The organism is Sphingomonas sp. GW821-FHT10F09 (genome assembly GCF_058809195.1).
Genome location: NZ_JBXASI010000001.1, coordinates 497,974 through 516,439, shown reverse-complemented (window position 1 = coordinate 516,439; position 18,466 = coordinate 497,974). Strand labels below are relative to the sequence as shown.

13 protein-coding genes are annotated in these 18,466 nt (G+C 65.3%); 4 read left to right on the top strand and 9 right to left on the bottom strand.

What is annotated here, in order from left to right; all coding sequences use genetic code 11:
- Positions 1–35: 35 nt before the first annotated feature.
- Together AC1RTO_RS02430 and AC1RTO_RS02425 are read right to left on the bottom strand one after the other, a co-directional pair.
- Positions 36–809, bottom strand: coding sequence for an SDR family oxidoreductase (locus AC1RTO_RS02430; RefSeq protein WP_493159342.1), 774 nt, complete (start codon positions 807–809; stop codon positions 36–38).
- A complete protein-coding gene (locus tag AC1RTO_RS02425; RefSeq protein ID WP_493159341.1) occupies positions 806–2,551 on the bottom strand; it encodes an AMP-binding protein in 1,746 nt (581 codons plus the stop codon). The genes AC1RTO_RS02430 and AC1RTO_RS02425 overlap by 4 nt, the downstream gene beginning before the upstream one ends.
- A gap of 197 nt (positions 2,552–2,748) precedes the next feature.
- On the opposite strand from AC1RTO_RS02425, the gene AC1RTO_RS02420 reads away from it, so the two are divergent.
- Both AC1RTO_RS02420 and AC1RTO_RS02415 read left to right on the top strand, forming a co-directional pair.
- Positions 2,749–4,365, top strand: a complete 1,617-nt coding sequence (locus AC1RTO_RS02420; RefSeq protein ID WP_493159340.1) for a flavin-containing monooxygenase — start codon at positions 2,749–2,751, stop codon at positions 4,363–4,365.
- Positions 4,358–5,344: an alpha/beta hydrolase gene (locus AC1RTO_RS02415; RefSeq protein WP_493159339.1), complete on the top strand. Its 987-nt coding sequence runs from the start codon at positions 4,358–4,360 to the stop codon at positions 5,342–5,344. The genes AC1RTO_RS02420 and AC1RTO_RS02415 overlap by 8 nt, the downstream gene beginning before the upstream one ends.
- Here AC1RTO_RS02415 and AC1RTO_RS02410 read toward each other — a convergent pair.
- The 6 genes from AC1RTO_RS02410 to AC1RTO_RS02385 are packed head-to-tail and all read right to left on the bottom strand — an operon-like array spanning position 5,304 to position 10,937.
- Positions 5,304–6,065 (bottom strand): SDR family NAD(P)-dependent oxidoreductase, encoded by a 762-nt coding sequence (locus tag AC1RTO_RS02410; protein WP_493159338.1) that lies wholly within the window; start codon positions 6,063–6,065, stop codon positions 5,304–5,306. The two genes, AC1RTO_RS02415 and AC1RTO_RS02410, sit on opposite strands and share 41 nt — an antisense overlap.
- Before the next feature lie 10 nt (positions 6,066–6,075).
- Entirely contained in the window at positions 6,076–7,269 is a 1,194-nt protein-coding gene (locus AC1RTO_RS02405; protein ID WP_493159337.1) for a lipid-transfer protein, read from the bottom strand.
- Positions 7,266–7,685 (bottom strand): Zn-ribbon domain-containing OB-fold protein, encoded by a 420-nt coding sequence (locus AC1RTO_RS02400; protein WP_493159336.1) that lies wholly within the window; start codon positions 7,683–7,685, stop codon positions 7,266–7,268. Before AC1RTO_RS02400 ends, AC1RTO_RS02405 begins: the two co-directional genes overlap by 4 nt.
- On the bottom strand, positions 7,682–8,203 hold the full coding sequence (locus AC1RTO_RS02395; protein WP_493159335.1) for a MaoC family dehydratase: 522 nt from the start codon (positions 8,201–8,203) through the stop codon (positions 7,682–7,684). Before AC1RTO_RS02395 ends, AC1RTO_RS02400 begins: the two co-directional genes overlap by 4 nt.
- On the bottom strand, positions 8,200–8,643 hold the full coding sequence (locus AC1RTO_RS02390) for a MaoC family dehydratase (protein ID WP_493159334.1): 444 nt from the start codon (positions 8,641–8,643) through the stop codon (positions 8,200–8,202). The genes AC1RTO_RS02395 and AC1RTO_RS02390 overlap by 4 nt, the downstream gene beginning before the upstream one ends.
- Positions 8,643–10,937: a TonB-dependent receptor gene (locus AC1RTO_RS02385; RefSeq protein WP_493159333.1), complete on the bottom strand. Its 2,295-nt coding sequence runs from the start codon at positions 10,935–10,937 to the stop codon at positions 8,643–8,645. The genes AC1RTO_RS02390 and AC1RTO_RS02385 overlap by 1 nt, the downstream gene beginning before the upstream one ends.
- A 419-nt stretch (positions 10,938–11,356) precedes the next feature.
- On the opposite strand from AC1RTO_RS02385, the gene AC1RTO_RS02380 reads away from it, so the two are divergent.
- Both AC1RTO_RS02380 and AC1RTO_RS02375 read left to right on the top strand, forming a co-directional pair.
- Complete coding sequence (locus tag AC1RTO_RS02380) at positions 11,357–12,517, top strand: acetyl-CoA C-acetyltransferase (protein ID WP_493159332.1); 1,161 nt, start codon at positions 11,357–11,359, stop codon at positions 12,515–12,517.
- Positions 12,518–13,005: 488 nt separating this feature from the next.
- Positions 13,006–14,268, top strand: coding sequence for a DUF4062 domain-containing protein (locus tag AC1RTO_RS02375; protein ID WP_493159331.1), 1,263 nt, complete (start codon positions 13,006–13,008; stop codon positions 14,266–14,268).
- A 43-nt stretch (positions 14,269–14,311) separates the two neighbouring features.
- On the opposite strand, the gene AC1RTO_RS02370 is transcribed toward AC1RTO_RS02375, so the two are convergent.
- The gene (locus tag AC1RTO_RS02370) at positions 14,312–18,250 is read right to left on the bottom strand and encodes an AAA family ATPase (protein ID WP_493159330.1); all 3,939 of its coding nucleotides are present in this window, start codon (positions 18,248–18,250) and stop codon (positions 14,312–14,314) included.
- Between the last annotated feature and the right edge of the window lie 216 nt (positions 18,251–18,466).

Below are 18,466 nucleotides of genomic sequence, written 5' to 3'. Positions count from 1 at the left end.
AGGGCTCGGGTCGCGCTTGGCGAGGGCGCACACCCTCACCCCCTCGGTGCGCCTGCAACGTAAAGCACCTGCCCGGTCACGAAGCCGGACCGCTCGTCGGCAAAGAACGCGACTGCCTGCGCGATATCGTCGGGTAGGCCGGGGCGCCCGACATGGATCCCGCCCATCATCTCGGTCACCATGTCCTCGAACGGCATGTTCATGCGCGCCGCGACCGCACGCGTCATGTCGGTGACGACGAAACCCGGCGCAACCGCGTTGGCCGTGATGCCGTGACGGCCCAGTTCGATCGCCAGCGTCCGCGTGATGCCCTGAACACCCGCCTTGGCGGCAGCATAATTCGCCTCACCGATCACGCCGAGCGCGGCAATGCTCGACAGGTTGACGATCCGGCCCCATCGCGCGGCGCGCATATGCGGCTGCACCGCGCGGCACATCAGGAAGACCGAGCGGAGGTTTACCGCCATCACGACCTCCCAATCGTCCAGCGTCATCTTCGCCAGCGTCCGATCGCGGAGGATGCCGGCATTGTTGACCAGGACAGTGGGCGCCCCGAGCTCCTCGGCGACGCGCGCGACCCCGGCGACGACCGCGTCCTCGTTCGATACGTCGACGGCGACCGCCAGCGCGCGGCGTCCGGTCGCCTCGATCCGGCCGACCGTCTCGGCGCAGGCGTCGGCATCCAGGTCGAACACGGCGACGTCGTGGCCGTCCACCGCAAGCCGCGTGGCGATCGCCGCGCCAATGCCGCGCGCGCCGCCGGTGACGATTGCGATCTTGCGGTCGGGGGCGGTGAAGATCGTCGTCATGGCAGCTCCAGGATTTGCAGGGCCTGTTCGGTCAGCAGGAATTTGCGCGCCCGGCCGGACGCGGTGGTCGGGATGGCCGCCGCGTCGACGAGCAGGATATGCCGCGGTACCTTGTACCGTGCGAGACGCGCGGCAATCAGCGTCTGGAGCGCGGATCGGTCGAGCGTCGCGCCCGGCCGCGCGACGACGAACGCGACGCCCACTTCGCCCATCCGCTCGTCGGGGATCGGCACGACATGCGCCTGCACCACATCGGCATGCGTGGTCAGGAGATCCTCGATCTCGGTCGGCAGCACCTGTTCGCCGCCGCAGCGGTACGATTCCTTGGTCCGGCCGAGCAGCGTGATATAGCCGTCGTCGTCGATCCGGCCCAGATCGCCGGTGCGCAACCAGCCCTCGGCATCGAACGCCGCCGCGGTCGCCTCGGGCTTGTTGTAATAGCCCTGCGTCACGCCGTAGCCCCTGGCGACGAGTTCGCCGGTCTCGCCATCGTCCAGGACCGCGCCCGTGCCGGGATCGACGACGCGGTAGGTGACGAGCCGCCCGCCTTGCTGCGGATCGCCGGCGACGCCGACGTCGCGCTGGCGACCATTCGTCGTCAGCAACCGCTCGACCGGATCGTCGGGACGCGTGACCGTGGTCGATGCGGTCGTCTCGGTCATGCCGTAGCCGGTGGTGATCTCGCCCACCCCCAGCCCCTCGCGGAGGCCCTGCCACAGGCGCTCGGGCGCGCGTCCGCCCGATGCCAGCACCGCATGCCAGTGCGACAGGTCGTACGTCCCTTCCCCCGCGGCATCGAGGACCGCGAGCGACATCGCCGGAATCAACAGGGCATCGGTCGCATGATGCCGTGCAATCGCCGCCAGCGTCGCGATCGCATCGAACCGCAACTGCGGCACGATCGCGCCACCGACGAACGGCACCGCCAGCAGCCCTTCGACATAGCCGAACACATGATACATCGGCAGCGAGAACAGGATGCGGCGGCCATCCTCGAACGCCCGCGCATAGGCGCTGCCATAGGCGGTACGCAACAGCATGTCGTGCGTCAGCAGCACGCCCTTCGGCGGCCCGGTCGTGCCCGACGTGTAGATGATGTCGCAAACGGCGTGTGGATCGACCGTGATCTCCGCCCAGCCATCGCCGGCCTCAAGCGAGATAAGCGTTCGTGCAGCGCTACGGTCCGGCGCCTCGCCGGTCGGCAGCACCGCGACATGGCGCAGGTTCGGCAAGCCTTCCCCGCCTCCCGAATCTTCCCACCCCGGCGCGATCTGGTCGAGCATGTCGAGATAATCGACCCCGCGAAACCGATCCATCGTGACCAGCAGCACCGAGTCCGACTGATCGAGCAGATAGCGGAGTTCGTCGCAGCGATTGAGGATGTTGATCGGCACGCAGACCGCGCCGATCCGCGATACCGCATATCTGATCGCAACGAATTCGGGATAGTTCGCGAGCACCAATGCGACCTTCTCGCCGGGTGCGACGCCGAGCGCGACCAGCCCGGCCGCCAGTCGCTTCGACCAGGCGGCGATCTCGGCATAGCTCCAGCTGCGGTCGTCGGTGATCACGAACGGTCGATCCGGCGTCGCGCGAACCGTATCGTCGAGCACCGCGTGCAACGTCCGGGGCTCCCAGACGGGCATCGCAGCCCGCAACGCCTGCTGCCGATCGGCGACCGATCCCATCATCTCCTGCACACCTCGCCATTGCCGGTCCGGTACGGCGCGACGCGACGCCATCCGGCCGGAGGTCAATCCTTGGTCGACCGGAGCCGACGACGGCAATCTAATCCGGCGAAAACGCGATCGTCAATGTAGTCGTGGAAAATCGCGTGGCTGTGCAGGCGGGATACACGGCAACCACGTTGCAACGATCTTCCACGCAACCGTTGACTGGCATAAGGAAATGAGGGATTACCGATGGACAGGAGAGGTCCATGACGACGTTCGTTGACGCATTGGTGGTCGGTGCCGGGTTCGGCGGTTTGCGGACGTTGCATACGCTGCGCTCGCAGGGATTTTCGGTCGCCGTTCTCGAAGCGGGCGACGATATCGGCGGGGTCTGGCAGTTCAATCAATATCCCGGCGCGCGCTGCGACGTCGAAAGCTACGACTATTCCTATCGCTTTTCGCCTGAACTCGAACAGGAATGGCGCTGGAGCGAACGCTACGCGACGCAGCCCGAAATCCTGCGATACATCAACCACGTCGCCGATCGCTTCGACCTGCGCCGCGACATCCAACTGCGCACCCGCATGGAACGCGCGACGTTCGACGAGGCGACCGCCCGCTGGATCGTCGAGGCGAGCGACGGGCGTTGCTGGAATGCCGAAAAGCTGATCCTCGCGGTGGGACAATTGTCGACGCCCAAGGATACGCGCTATCCGGGTCAGGACGACTTTGCCGGACGCGTCATCTCCAGCGCGCGCTGGCCGAAGGACATGGTCGATTTCGCCGGCAAGCGTGTCGCGATCATCGGCACCGGATCGTCGGGCGTGCAGATGACGCCGGTTATCGCCAGGGAGGCCGCGCACCTCAACGTCTTCCAGCGCACGGCAAATTACTCGATTCCCGCTGCCAACGCGCCGGTCACCGACGCGGAGGACCGTGCGGTGAAGGCGGACTATCCGGCACGCCGCGAGGCGGCGCGCAATTCGCCGAGCGGTCTCGGTTTCGTGCCCGACAACCGCGCGGCGATCGACGTGCCCGAGGCTGAGCGCAACGCGGCGTTCGAGACCGCGTGGAACCGGCTGGGCTTCGGATTCGCGCTGACCTTCAAGGATATCCTGCTCGACCAGCAATCGAACGATACCGCGTCCGCGTTCATCCGCGGCAAGATCGCGGAACAGGTCGACGATCCAGCGCTGCGCGCCAAGCTCACCCCCGGCGACTTCCCGTTCGGAACACGCCGCCCGTCGGTCGACAGCGGATATTTCACGGCGTTCAACCGTCCGAACGTCTCGCTGGTCGACATCAGCGAGACCCCGATCGAACGCTTTACCGCGCACGGCATCCGGACCAGCGATGCCGAATATCCGTTCGATATCGTCATCTACGCGACCGGGTTCGACGCGTTCACCGGATCGCTGCTGAAGCCGGAGATCGTCGGTCGCGGTGGGTGCACATTGCGCGAGAAATGGTCGGCGGGGCCGGTGAGCTTTCTCGGCATCGGCGTACACGGCTTCCCCAACATGTTCGTGATCGTCGGACCAGGCAGCCCCTCGCTGCTGAGCAACGTGTTGCTGTCGACCGAAGAGCAGGTCGACTGGCTGGTCGCGCTGTTCGATCATTGCCGCCGTGCCGGGATCAACGAGATCGAGGCGACCGGGCAGGCCGAACGCGACTGGGTCGCGCATGTGAACAAGCGGGCGCAGGAAACCCTGTATCCGAAGACGCCGTCCTATTATCTGGGCGCCGAAATGCCGGGCAAGCCGCGCGTCTTCATGCCATATTCCGGGGGTGTCCGCGGCTATCGCCGCATCCTGGAAAAGACCGCGGCCAAGGGCTATGAGGGGCTGACGCTGCGCACGGTCGGCCAGCATGCCGATGCCTGACGATGCGCCCGATCCGGCGTTCGACGCGCTGCTCGGCGACCCGCGGTTGGCGTTGCGCCGGCCACCGCCGCATCTCTCCCTCACCGATCTACGCCGCGCCGCGAACGCGTTCCAGGCGGGCGCGCCGAAATCCGACGTGACAGCGGTGGCCGATCACGTCGTGGCCGGGCCGGGCGGATCGATCCCGGTACGACTTTACCGTCCGACGCTCGAGCGAACCGCCGCAATCCTGTTCTGCCACGGCGGCGGCTTCATCTTCGGCAACCTCGACACGCATGATGCGATGTGCCGGGCACTCGCCAATGCGAGCGGCCGGACGGTCGTCGCGGTCGACTATCGGCTGGCACCCGAACACCCCTTCCCCGCTGCACTCGACGACGCGCAGGCGGCACTCGAATGGCTCCGACGGGAGGACCGGTCGCTCGACCTCGACGCCGATCGTATCGCCGTTGCCGGGGACAGCGCCGGCGGTCACATCGCGCTCGGCCTCGCGCTGCGCTGCCGTGACGAGCGTGTCCCGCTCGATCATATCGGCCTGATCTACCCGCTGCTCGATCCCGCGGGCGACAGCGCTTCGGCGAGGCAATTCGCGCAAGGCTATATGCTGACCGCCTCATTCCTCGCATGGGCGTGGGACGCGTATCGCGGCGGGGGCTTGGCGGATCCGTCGGTCGATCCGACGCGCGCCGGTCTGTACGGCCTGCCGGCGACGACGATCGTCACCGCCCAGTTCGACCCGCTGCGTGACGAGGGCGAGGCGCTCGCCCGGCGATTGGGTGACGCCGAGGTCGACGTCGCGCTGCGTCGGTATCAGGGGATGATCCACGGCTTTGCCGGCCTGCCGCAGCTGACACCTGTCGCCAACGCGGCGATCGCGTTCGTCGCGTCCCGGATCGCCGCATCCCAGGCCAGCGCGCGCCAACTCAGCGCCCCCCAGCTCAGCGGGGGGCCATCCGGATTGCCCCGTCGAGGCGGATAACCTCACCGTTGAGCATCAGGTTGGCGATGATCGACGCGACCAGCTGCGCATATTCCTCCGGACGCCCGAGCCGCGACGGATGCGGCACCTGGGTCCCGAGCGAATCCTGCGCGGCCTGCGGCAGTCCCATCAGCATCGGCGTCAGGAAGATGCCCGGTGCGATCGTCATCACGCGGATCCGATGCTGTGCCAGGTCCCGCGCCACCGGCAGCGTCAGCCCGACGATGCCGCCCTTCGATGCGGCATAGGCCACCTGCCCGACCTGCCCGTCATATGCCGCGACCGACGCGGTGTTGACGATCACGCCGCGCTCCTCGCCGATCGGTTCGGCCGCCGCCAGGCGCGCGGCGAATTTCGAGATCATGTTGAAGCTGCCGACGAGATTGATCTCGACCGTCTTGCGGAACAGGTCGAGCGGATGCGGCGTCCCGTCCCTGCCGACCGTCTTCACCGCCGGCGCGATGCCTGCGCAATTGACCAGCACGCGCGCGACGCCGTGCGCCTGTTCCGCCTCGGCCAGCGCATCCGCCACGCGCTGATCGTCGGTGACGTCGACGCGCGCGAACCGTCCGCCGATCCTCGCCGCGGTCGCCGCGCCGATATCGGCGTTCAGATCGAAGATCGTCACGCGCGCGCCTGCTTCGGCCAGCATCGCCGCCGTGGCCTCGCCCAGTCCCGAGGCGCCACCGGTCACGATCGCGGCAATATCCGTCATTCGCATAATCTTGTCCTCACGCCTTCAGGATGACCGAGCCGCCGTTCGCGCCGAGCCCCAGCACCGCGGACATGCCGATGCGCGCACCGGGGACCTGATGCCCTTCGGCCTGTCCGCGCAGCTGCCATGTCAGTTCGCAGATCTGCAGCACGGCCTGCGCGGTGGTTGCCTCGCCGAACGACAGGAATCCGCCGCTCGGGTTGATCGGCAGTTTCCCGCCGATATCGAGCTCGCCGCGTTCGAGCATCCAGTCACCCTTGCCCGCCTCGTAAAATCCGAACTGCTCGGGCCAGGCGAGGATATGCCATGCGGTATTGTCCGCCATTTCGAGCACGTCGACGTCTTCGGGCCCGATCCCCGCCATCGCGCAGGCCCGCGCGACCGCGTTGCCGACCTCGCTGGTATGCGTGACGCCCGCGCGCACGCTCGAGGCGATCGTCGGGATCCGGCGGCCGGGATCGCCGAAACTGCCCGTTGCGATCGCGCAGCCCGCAACCGCCACGGCCAGGCGTCCGGTCCGCTTCACCCACGCCTCGCTGCCCAGGATGATGGCCGCCGCACCGTCGCTGACCGGGCAGATCTGGAGCAGGCGCAGCGGATCGGCGACCATCGGCGATGCGAGCACTTCGTCGACCGTCGTTTCCTTGCGGAACCGGGCCAGGCGATTCCCCGCGGCGTTGCGGCGCATCAGCACCGCGGCACGCGCAAGCGTCTCCTCGCTGGTGCCGAGCTCGTGCATCCGCCGCTGTGCCTCGATCGCCCAATAGGCGGGGTTGGTCGCGCCCATCGCGACCCAGCGCAGGTAATCGCTGTCGCTGATATCGTCCTGGCTGCCGGGCGGGCGCGGGATGAACCCCTTGGGCATCCGTTCGGCGCCGATCACGCACACCACCTCGTGCTCGCCGCTGGCGATCATCGCGTGCGCGGTGTGGAACGCGATCGCCCCGGCCGCGCAGGCGCCGCCGACGTTGACGCACGGGATGCCCTGTTCGGCCACCGCCTGGACGATCTCGTTGGCATGCAGCCCCCAGCCCATGCCGCCCTCGAACCGCGAGCTCGCCGCGACGAGACCCTGAACGTCGCGCCAGCCGAGCCCCGCATCGGCGAGCGCGAGGTCGATCGCCTCCAGCGCGAGCTGCAATTGCGGCGTGTCCGGCCACTTGCCCCACGGATGCGCACCGGCCCCAAGCACATAGACGGGCTGAGTCATGGTTCGATCTCCGGCGCGAACTTGTAGGTCAGCACGGCGCCCCGCTCCGCATCCGCATAGAGCGGCTCGGCGGCCAGCCGAACCGGCGCGCCGATCGCGATCCCGTCGAGCGCAAAACCCGAAAGCATGCCCATCACCTCGAGCCCGTCGCCGAGGTCGACCAGCCCGATCGCGTAGGGCTGCCAATCGTCGATCCGGAACAGCGACGGCGGCTGATACCGCTGCACGGTATAGCTGACGAGGATGCCGCGGGTTGGCAGCACCGCGCGTTCGATCGTCTTTTCCCGACAGTCGGGGTTCCGACAGCTCGGCGCCTGCGGGAAATACACCGCTTCGCACGCGGTGCACCGCGTACCGATCAACCGCGGTTCGTCGCCGTGAAGCGCGAACAGCCCGTCTGCGACCATCGCGTTCATAGCGACAGGATATCGCGCGTCTCGCGGAAATAGAGCGTGCCGTTCGCGACATCCTCGACGGTCACGGCATGCCGGACGTACCGCCGCTCGCGCTTCACATATTTGTCGGTGGCGCGCGTCGTGATCCGCACCGTCGCGCCGACCGGGATCGGCGCGAGGATCTCGGAATCATGGTTGGTGTGGATCGATCCGATCGCAAACGGCCTGGTGTGGTCGAACTGCACCGACAGCACGAAATGCGAGACCAGCAAGGGCGGCACGATCGCGCCGCCAAACGGGGACTCGCCCGGGATCGTCCAGCTGTTCATCCGCCAGCCTTCGTACCACGGATTGAAATCCTCGACGCCGTCCGCGTAGAGAATCACGAGTTCGGGACTGATCGTCAGCTCACGCGACAATTCGTCGCCGATCTCGACCATGTCCCAATAGGTCGCGGCTCCAGCCTCGAGCCCGTCAATGAAGTTGCGCGTCTGTGTGATTTGGACCGGCGACATGGGCCGCAACTGGTCGGTGCTCATGCGCGATCTCCCTTCACGTCGACATCGACCTCGACGAAGCCAACGGTCTTCTTCTCACCCTCCTCGTTGTCCGCCCAGACATCGACGACGAACCGGAAACCATCGCCCTTGACGATCTTTTCGCGGACCACGCCGTGCGTCGTGATGACCTCGTTCGCGAGCGTCGAGGCGATGTATTTGCACACCACACGCGCTCCGGTGAACATCGCCGCGCCGAAATGGTTGACGCACATCTCCGCGATATAGGCGGACGACATCTCGCCGGTCTGGATCGGTGCCTTCAGCCCCGTCGCGCCGGCATAGACCGGATCCCAGTGGTTGGGATTGAAGCGCCCCCACAACCGCGATCCCATCAGCTGGATCGCCGCCTTCTTCTTGAGCGGTTGCAGTTCATACCCGACCGGGGTGTCGCGCGTGACAAGCAGATCGTTCACATCCATCAGAATTTCCCCGAAAGCTGCAACGCGACTTCACGTCCGCGCGCGATGACGCCGCGTTGTTCGCTGATCGCGCCTGGAACGCTCGCGCCCCCGGTGCGGTCGGCTGCGTAGAGCAGATAATATTTGTTGGTCAGGTTGCGACCGATCACCGACACCGACCAGCGATCGTCAATCTCGGCGACGCGGGCGCTTGCGTTGAACCGCCAGAGCGAGCGCTGCAGCGTCGATGGCGCCATCGTTTCCGCCGCATAGTAGCTGCCGCTGTAGAAAGCGTCGCCCGTCACGGCGAGCTTGTAGGCGCCGAGCGGAATCGTGACTTCCGCTCCGCCATTGCCGGCCCAATCGGGGGACCGGGCGGGCGCGCGCCCGTTGAAATCCTGCTGCAGCGTGAGCGCGGTCGCGTTGACGAACGAACAGTTCGCCGGGGCGGTGGCGGTCGCGCGGATCGTACCCGTGGGGAAGGCATAGCCATAGCATTGCCCGACGAAATTGCGGAACCGATTATGCGTATAGGCGATCGCACCGTGCAGCGTCAGCGCCTGGAAGGGCGCGTAGTTCACCTCCGCCTCACCGCCGCGCTGACGGACTTCGCCGGCATTGTTGATCGTGTAGGCGACGCGCGCGGGATCATAGGTGTTCACCTGCAGGTCGGTGAAGTTGTACGCGAACGCCGCAACGTTGACGCGTAGCCGGCCATCGAGGAACAGCCCCTTTGCGCCAGCCTCGAACCCGCGCGCCTTTTCGGAGTCGAAATCGGTATCGCCGATCCGCGTCCCCGTCTGGAGCGGGCTCGTCAGCCCGAAACCGCCCGACTTGAAGCCGGTCTTGTAGGCGATGAACAGCGTCTTGTTGCTGTCGGGCCGCCACGTGACCGTCGCTTCGGGCGAGACGTTGCTGTCCTCGAACGTCCCCTCCAGATAGCCGACCCGGCTTGATCCGGGGTAGACGGTGTTCAGCGTGTTGAACGTGCCGATGCCATAAAGATTCTGCTTGCTGAACCGCTTGCGCTCGCGCGTGTACCGCGCACCGCCCGCGATCTCGATCGTTTCGACCGGCTTTACTAGGATCTGCGCGAACCCCGATAGCGTATTGCCGGTCTGAAGGCTGAAATCCTCATATGTCGAATACCGGTTGGCCGCGGCGTTGTAATTGCCGTCGTTCAGCTTGGTGTCGTTGTTGTCGTGCAATCGCGACGTTTGGTAGAACCCGCCGGCCATAAAATTGATCGGGCCCTGCAGGTCGCTGGTGACGCGAAGTTCCTGCGAGAACTGCTCAGCGCGCTGCTCGTTGAAGAATGCGAGCTGCGAGTAGCTGGTCTGGTCCAGACCCGAAAAGAACCGATATTTCGTGTAATTGTAACCGGTCGTGGTATCGATCGACACGGCACCCAGCTTCCAGCCCAGATCGATCGCCTGCGTCAGGACCGTCAGCTTGCCGTAGGGCGAACCGTCCGCGGTGCCGCCACGCATCGTCGTCGAGATCGCGGCGGGCAGGTTCCCGATCGTCGTTCGATTGTCGACCACGCAGTCGGCCGCCGGATCGGCGATGCCATACATGCGCGGCGTCGCGCCCGTGCAGGGGCCGATATTCTGCGTGGCGGTGCCGGGCCCGGCGTCCTTGTTGCGGGCGAAGAAGGATTTGGCGCGGAACGTGAAATTGTCCGAAGGCTCGCCCTTCAGCGTCAATCGCGCCAGGATCTCCTTGTCGCCCGGCCGCGTATCTGTGGTGCCGGGCAATTGCGCCGCCCCCGCAGGGGCTCCAGTCGCCGCGCGGTAGAAGGGGTTCGCGATCGGCCGTGCGGTATTGCGCAGCCAGCCGTCGAGATTGCGATAACGCACCGCGAGACGCGCCCCGAACGTCTCGGAAAGCGGCCCGGAGATCGCGACGTCCGTCGTGCTCTCGTCGCCGACGAATTCATACGATGTGCGCCCGCTGATTTCCAACCGGTTGGTCGGATCGGCGGTCGCGATCGAGATCACGCCAGCCGTATTGTTCTTACCGAACAGCAATGCCTGTGGGCCCTTCAGCACCTCGACCTGCTGCACGTCGAAGATGCCGAGCTGGGCGATACGACCGTCGCTGGTCTGTACGCCGTCGATCGCGACGGACACCGCCTGCTCGAACCCGGCCTGGTTGGCGGGCGAGCTGATCCCGCGGATCGCGATCGATCCCCCGCCGTTCGACTTGTACGCGCCGATGATGACGGTCGGCGTCAGTTCGCCGATTTTGCTGAGGTCGGTCGCGTTGTTGTTGGCGATCTGCGCCTGGCCGACGACCGAGACGATCACTGGCACGGTGTTCAGTCTCTCGCTTCGCCGCCGGGCCGTAACAACGATATCGCCGGTCGAGGCTGGTTCGGTCGAAGCTGGTTCGGTCTGGGCATCGGCTTGCGCAGCCGCTTCCGGCCCCGACGTAGAACCCGGCGCCGTCTGTGCCGTCGCGGGCAGCGCGAGCAGCGCCAGTGCCGAGATCCCACTCGCTAGCATTCCCCTGGTCATCGGGGCCCGCTTGATCGTGCCGCGCATCGTCAGCCTCCTGTTTGCATCCTCGCCGCGCCGCCCTCGCTGAGGCGGTCGCTACGACAAAACTTACGCAAGCTTTGACAGGTGTCAATGCATGCGTTGACAAATTGCACAGATGTGGCGATCGTGCGATGCAGAGGATCGTTCCGACCGCGAGAGTCCTTGCGGCGCCTGTATTGGGATGAAAATCAATGGTAGATGCTTTCGTCGTCGATGCGTTGCGCACCCCGGGCGGACGTCGCAAAGGCCGTCTCGCCGGAGTTCACCCCGCCGACCTCGGTGCCATCGTTCTCAACGCCCTCGTGGATAGAACGGGGATCGATCCCGCGGCGATCGAAGACGTCATTGTGGGCTGTGTCAGCCAGGCTGGCGAGCAGGCGTTCGCACTCGGACGCAATCTCGTGCTGGCCTCGCGGCTACCCGACAGCGTTCCCGCCGTGACCATCGACCGGCAATGCGGATCGTCGCAACAGGCGCTGCATTTTGCCGCGCAGGCGGTGATGTCGGGCACGCAGGACGTGGTGATCGCGGCCGGCGTCGAAAGCATGACGCGGGTCCCGATGGGATCGAATTTCCGCCTCCACGCCGATGCCGGGCTCGGCACCGGTCCGTGGAGTGAGGCGATCCGCAATCGATATGATGTCGCGGACTTCAGCCAGTTTACCGGCGCGCAGATGGTCGCCGACAAATACGGACTGACGCGCGGGGACATGGATGCCTTCGCGCTTGACAGCCATCGCCGCGCCGCAGCAGCGATCGAACGCGGCGCGTTCGCCCATGAGATCGTTCCCGTTGACACCTCGGCAGGCCCGGTGACGCAAGACGAAGGCGTCCGGTTCGACACGTCGATCGAGGCGATCGGTGCGGTCAAGCCACTGGTTGAGGGCGGCACGATCACCGCTGCGAATGCGAGCCAGATGACCGACGGCGCCAGCGGCGTCCTGATTGTTAGCGAGGCTGCGCTGAAGCGCTTCAACCTCACGCCGATCGCGCGTGTCCACACGCTCACCGTCACCGCGGGCGATCCCGTGATCATGCTGGAGGAACCCATTCCCGCCACGGCCAAGGCGCTGGCCCGGGCCGGACTGTCCTTTGCCGATATCGATCTCTACGAGGTGAACGAGGCGTTCGCGGCCATCCCGCTGGCATGGCTGAAGGCGACCGGGGCTGATCCCTCCCGCCTGAACGTCAACGGAGGCGCAATCGCCCTCGGCCACCCATTGGGCGCAAGCGGGACAAAGTTGACGGCAACTCTCATTCACGCGTTACGCGCGCGCGGCGCGCGCTACGGCCTCCAGACAATGTGCGAGGGGGGCGGAATAGCGAACGCAACAATATTCGAGATTGTTTGACGCTTGTAGTAGCATTACACGACGGTAGTACGACCGACGTTGAAGTAGTCCAATAGTTCAGTTTAATAGATCAAAGCTATATATGCTTGCAAAGTCGAGCTGTAATTCACTTACATCGTTTAGTGAACGACAATGTAATTGCCTATATCATCGTAGACTTTGAATTTTTGATCTACCCCCCCCGCCCCCTTTATTTACGAACGGTTTTCTTGGATCGCACTAAGACCCAGTTGCAGACGTTCGGGATCCCATTCCCACCTCTCAAGTTCAGACATTCGTTCATGTCCGGTCGACGTCTCGACCGGCAACCGTGGAATGGCGCAATCTGGGACTTACCGGTCGTTCCTCCGTTACGTCTCAAGCGGCAGGTTTCGCCAATAGCCGACACTCAGCGTTCGCCTGGCTGACCTTGCGCTTCGACCGCAAACGTGCCGTTTGCAGACCAGGATGCGCTTGCCGACAGTCCACACCGGAGTAACGAAAGCGACATGGCCCATCGACCGACCTTCTTCCTGTCATCCACCATCTATGACTTTCGCGATCTGCGCAGCGCGATAAAATTCAGCCTTGAAGAGCGCGGTTGCCGCGTGCTCGCGTCCGAGTTCAACGACTTTGGCGGCAATCTCGACGAACACAGCTACGAAGCATGCCTAACCAATATCGAACAGGCCGACTATTTCGTGCTGCTGATCGGAGCACGGGTCGGCGGCTGGTACGATCCTAATGCACGGGTGAGCATCACCCAGCAGGAATATCGCACCGCCTATGCGCTCCATCAGCAACGCAAGCTGCGCATGGTCACCTTCGTGCGTTCCGAGGTCTGGCAGCTCAAGGAAGACCGCAAGGAGCTCGCGCGATTGCTGGCGGACATGGCGTTGACCGACAGCGAAAAGCAGGCGGTGGCGCAGGCGCCGAGCAAATTCGCCAACGACGCTACCTTTGTGAGCGGGTTCATCGCCGAGGTCGGCCGCAACCTCGAAACGGGCCGTGCGGTAAGCAAAGGAACCCCGAAGCCGACCGGCAACTGGATTCATCAGTTCCGCGACTTTCGCGACATCCACGATGTTCTCGGACCCCTCGCCTTCACCGGCCTCACCTCCGAGGAGGCCGCCTATCGCAAGGCGCTGCAGCATGAGCTGCTGATCGTAATGAGTGCCCTGCTCACCAAGTACAAAGGCAAGGTGCTCGATCTGAGAGCCGGCCTGAAGCGCGGCCTGGAAGAACATCCGATCACGGTGGAAATCAGGGACGCAGGCTGGATCACGGTCGATCTGAAGGCCTGGAACACGTTCGCCACCATCTTCTACCAGGTGATGGGGGTGACCTTCGAGCCGGTCGTCATCAACGACGCGCTCACCTCCACGATCTTCCTCGACTATGACCGCGAGAAGGGCTCCTATGTGCAGAGCCCCGCCTATGACGCGCTGTCGCGGCTCTGGGACGAGATGCGCCGGTTTCGGGATCTCACCACAATCGAGAATTTGGCCTTCTTGAACGAAACCTCACCGCGCTCGCTCGGACGCAAGACCGGCAAGATCGACCTTCCCGCCGACAAGGTGGGCATGCTCTACGGGATCGCCCATCGCTGGATCAACATCGTCAATCTCGCCCAGGCATTGATCCTGCACCTAGAAGGCCAGCCCTTTGCGAAGCCCGAGCTGATGCCGATCTCACCGATCGCAGGATTCGAGGACGCCTATCAGGCCGAGCGCGTGACGGTTCCCGAGCTGCGCGCGGCCATGGGCATCTGAAGTAAGACCGCGGCCAGTCTGACGGCTGGTAATTCCCACGCGATCACGAATGGTCGTAGATCACACCGACGATCGGGCGCGCATAGGCCATCACTGGCAGGTCAGGTGCATCCTCAATCTCTTCGGTGGCGATGACCGCCGAGTCCCCCAGCCCCCCGATCGTCTCAAACTGGCGAAGGTAAGGAAGCGCCGACGAGACCGGCGATCCCACGCGCTTGAGGAGGCTGGTGCCATCGTTCAACGTCAGTGCGACGATCTGTCGTTCCATTCTTCCCAAATCGGCGGCGGTGAGCCTCGGCCCGCCGAGGATGACTTGTCCCGGCAGCGCCAGCGGCACCGCGCTTTCTTCTCGCACGCGGTAGGCAACCTCGACCCTTGCCAGGATCGGGTCGCTCGAGATCTCGATCGCCTCCTCGCGGCCTTCGGGCGGCGGGAGGTGGCTGAAGAGCACGCCGACCACGCGGTGGGTATCGATGCCGTGATCCTCGAAGGCGAGCGTCGGGCGGCTCCGGCGGGGATCGGTCGCCTCGGCAGCGAGGGCGAACCCCTCGCCATTGCGCGGACGCAGCAGGCGCCGCGCGAAGGCCTGAGAACCGCGGCGCGCAACGACAAGGCTATGGTCGCGCACGGCGCTGGGCGCCGCCTCGACGATAGCCACCGATCCAGCCGGAATCGCGAACCCCATCGTGTCGTGGCGAATATAGAACAGCGCCTTGTTGCCGAACCACGCGCTCGACAGAAATTCATCATCTTCCGCCTGGCTGCCGCCCGAAGGGATATGTCCCGTAAAGGCCGCGATATCCTGGCTGACAGGCAGGGAGAAGGCCGGTGTCTGCACGGGCACCAGCGTCACGACGTTGTCGAGCACTTCGGGCGTAAGCGGCTCGCGCCAGCGATAGCGCCTGAACTCACCATGCACCCGCTCGATCCCGACCCGCAGGCGCTTCAGATCGGCGTCGACGCGATCGACATCGACATAGCTGATCGAGGCCTTGTCGTGATGCGACTGGTTCAGGATGCGCCGTGCCTCGGCGCCGGAGGCCATCCCCGGATCGGCGCAGAACGCGGCGAGGATCGGGCTCTTGAACAGTTCGTTCGAGCGTCCGCTCACCAGCGTGCGCAGCCGGTCGAACAAGGGGACCAGTGTCGGAGCGCGCGTGGGCGCGGAATGCGCGGGATAGGCGGGATCATCGAAGAGGTCTCCCAAGCGCGCCTCGATGAAGATGCGGGCCTCATTGGCATAGTCCTGCGCCTGCGGCGCACTATCGACATTCGCGACGAAGGCCTGCCGCTTGCGGTCCAGCTCGTCCACGGCGAGCGAGGTCTCGAGCGTTGCCCGCGAGATGTTCACGGGGTGCACGGCGCGATGGGCGATGAGGTCGGCGGCGCGCGTCTCTTGCACGACGGTGCGGGCGAAGCTGCGGTCATGCGTCGTGGCGACGATCTGGGCACCATCATTTGCCAGCTGCGCGATCGCCCGCGCGAGGCGCTGGCGGTTGTCATAGTCGAGCAGATCCTGGGGATCGTCGAGAACCAGGGTCGTCAGTCCGCCGCTGGTCGCGAGGACGTGCTCGCGAAAGGCGAGGTAGAAGCCCGTAAGCGCTGCGCGCAGCGCCGAGGCGTTCGAGACATGCTGGGCGGGTGCCTGGACCATGCCGCGTCCAACATGGATTTCGATCACCCCCTGAGCGCTCATTCCTGATGCCAGGGGGCGTGGTGAGAAGGAGCTGGCGTTCTGGTAGATTTGATCGCGCCAATATTCGGCACGGTCATGGAGCTGCCTTCGGAGACCCTCGACCTGGTCCTGAGCGAGCGCGCCAACCGGCACGATCGCGTCGAGCGCGCGTGCTGTGTCGTGACAGGCCGCGATGCGCCTGACCTTCTTCGTCCTCGCATCCAGGCTGGTCCGCATGCGCTGGACGAGCTGGGTCGCCGCGCCGATCGGCGCGACGCCTTTCACGATGAAATCCAGCCGCTGGAGACTGGCGCCTAGCGATACTCCGGCGGCAGGCGCATCCGGTCCGTCGCCGGCGGCGCCGCGAACCGCGTCGAGTGCTCCTCGGAGCGCACCGGGATTTGCTGTCATCCAGTCGCTGAAGGCGAGCGCCCGCTCGATCTTGGCGACGGTCGTCGTGAGTGAGCGCGCGGCCTCGGCGATCCGCTGCGGAAGCGCTTCAATCTCGGGCTCCAGGAACGGCGGCAACTCCGCGGATGCCCGATCAACCAGCGACAGGGCGAGCGGCTTGAGCGTGGCTAGCGTGCCGCTGAACGGTTCGGTGTCGAAGAGCTCTTCTCCAAGCCCCTGGCGGAGGAGGGCGGCCGGGCTGGCCGGCAGATCATGGGACAGCGTGCCACGAAGCTGCTCGGAAAGGTCCCGCGCGAGCGCGCCGGACCAGTCGGTCGCCCATTGGCTGATCGCCTTGGCAACGGCGCCGCCGCCTTCGCGTAGCTGGGCCAGATGCTCGGCGACAGGCGTGCCGGTATCGGGGTCGATCACGCCGGAAAGGCTGTGCCGGCACACGGCGCAATTCTCCTCATGCGGGGTTCCGTGCTCAGTCATCCATGCCGCGACACGCGCGTAGAGCTGGGTACGCTTTGCTAACACCGGATTCGCGGCAAGCTCGGCGAGCTCGCTGGCCTCGGCCCGCAATTCTGCGAGGAGTGCCCTCACCGCGTTGGTGGAATCGTCATCCAGCTTGAGCTTGCCGATCCGTTCGATGGCAGGAAGCGTACGCACGAGCCGCAGCTGCTCGACAGCAGGGCCGACGCACTCCTCGAGATCCTTGCGCTGACTGGCATCCTCTGGATCGAATGACTGCCCCAGCACGCTGCGCGCATCGGCGAGGCCTTCTGCCTTGAGACGCTCGAAATGGGCGGAGATACGCGTCAGCGCGTCGGCGGCATCCGCGTCGCGCGATACCGGCAACGGTTCGGGCGGCCGCATTGCCGAAAAAGCTTCGATCCGATCGGCAAGGTCGGTGTGGTGGACGACGAAGTCGGCTTCGATGCGCTCAAGCTCCTGCTGGCGCTCGCCGAGGATTGCACCGCCAATCTTGGTCGAGGCTCGTTCGGCATGCCGGGCGAGTGCGACGAGATCGGCGAGCCCCGTCAGCTTGGCAATCGCCAGGCCCAACTCGGAACTGCTGCCAATCTGCAGGAACGGCAGGATGCCCGGCATGGTAGTTCCAAGCCGAAATGCGACAGGATCGACGCCGAGCGAAGCTGGATCAGATGCGGTTTCGGTCAGCTTGCCGTTTGGCTTGCGGGACTGCGTTCGCCGGATGGGCGGCAGGACTGTGCCGCTTGCATCGGCGAAGGTGAGCTCAACCCATGTGTCAGTGGGGATGACCTTCGCAGCGGCGTCGGGCGTCCAGTCCTGGGCATGCGGCAGCGGCGTCACAGGGCTGATCGCGTGCGCGCTCGACTCCTCCTCGCGATGCTCCACCAGACAGTCGAACTCCTTGTCGCCCGGCTCAGGTAGCCGCTGCGGCCGCAGCAACTGACCGGTCAGGCACCAAATGATAGCGTTGGCGAGCGACGTCTTGCCCGAGCCGTTCCAGCCCTCGAACAGGGTGATCGGCTTGTCGGGCTCGAAAACGAAGTCGTTCGGCGCGTCGCTTGCGGTGCCATAGGCATGCAGACCGGCGAAACGGTGAGCCACCATCCGCACCAACCTTAGGTGCTTAATATCCGAAGCGGCCGCCGCGACTGGTGCGGGCAACTCGGGCGGCGCCGATCCAATCGCGTCGATGATCGCCTCGCAATCGGCCGCCATGACGTTACCTGTCCATTTTGGCCGATTTCGGCGATACCAGTTCAGCGCCGAGCGAGCGTGATCCGTCCCCAGCGAAAGCGAATGCCCCTCGCTTGTCACGATGGCGCGCCCCGAGATCAGGTCCGCGAGCAGGATGTCCGTGGTCAGCAGATGCAGCGGCCGGGAAGGCGGCAGGCTCTCGCTATCTGCGGCTTCTCCTGAACTCATATCCACTCCCTTGTTCGTCTATCGCGTCCGCGTAACGTTACTGCCAGCTTTGAGACATCCCTACGGCAATAAGCGCCTTCTTCATAGGAATGACGGGGTGCGAACACGCGTGTGGAAATTCCTCGACCTCGCCGCCGAGCTGCCGCACATCTTGCGAATTGCAGGTTTTCGCAAAAGCTGCCGTTCAAGCCGGTCCGGCGAACGACGCCTTGGTCG